This window comes from Succinivibrio faecicola (genome assembly GCF_019448115.1).
Classification (GTDB): domain Bacteria; phylum Pseudomonadota; class Gammaproteobacteria; order Enterobacterales; family Succinivibrionaceae; genus Succinivibrio; species Succinivibrio faecicola.
This window is the reverse complement of record NZ_JAGFNY010000097.1, coordinates 1-737: the sequence shown is the minus strand read 5'-3', so window position 1 is coordinate 737 and position 737 is coordinate 1. Positions and strand designations below refer to the sequence as shown.

Genomic DNA, 737 nt, shown 5'->3' with positions numbered 1-737 from the left:
CTCATTGAAGGTAATAATATCCCGTCTCATGATACTTTAAGACGTGTTTTTCTTAATATTGATGCAAATGAACTTAGAGATTGCCTTGTTAATCGTATAAAAGGATTTATCAGAAAAATCGTTGATAGAGACTCAGGCAGTGATGAGAAAGTAAGGCTTTTAAGTGGTGATGGTAAAACATTTAATGGCTCTGGTCGAAAGAATTCTAAGCGTAATGTAAATGTTTTTAACATTTTAGATCCATCATCTGAACTATGCTTAACATCAATACCTTTAGATGACAAGGATTCTGAAATTCCTACATTTCAGCATGCTCTAAAATTCTTTTCTTTAAAGAACACTATGGTTACTGCAGATGCACTACACTGTCAGAGAGACACAATGTCCATAATTTTAGAGAAAGGTGGTCTTTTCACTGTAACTGTTAAAGATAACCAATCAGCTCTAAAGGAAGTCATAGTTAAGACTTTTGACAACAATAAAGATACTATCAAAAAGATAGAGTTCAACGACTGTGACTACTACATTTTTCCTATTGATTATGAACTTACTGAAGTTGAATTTTCAGGAACAAAATCCTTTATAAAAATGGTTTCTCATAAGAGAAAAGATCAGGCCGATTACAATCCAGAACCTCAGTACTTTATATCATCATCTGATAATCAACAACTCATTATGGAAACCATTGATAATCGTTGGCATATTGAAAGTGGTTACCACTGGTGGAAAGATGATTT

General features: G+C 33.0%; 1 protein-coding gene. It reads left to right on the top strand.

Annotated features, from left to right (window positions below; genetic code table 11):
• On the top strand, positions 1 to 737 hold a 737-nt coding region (locus J5V48_RS09785), incomplete at both ends, for an ISAs1 family transposase (protein WP_219938469.1).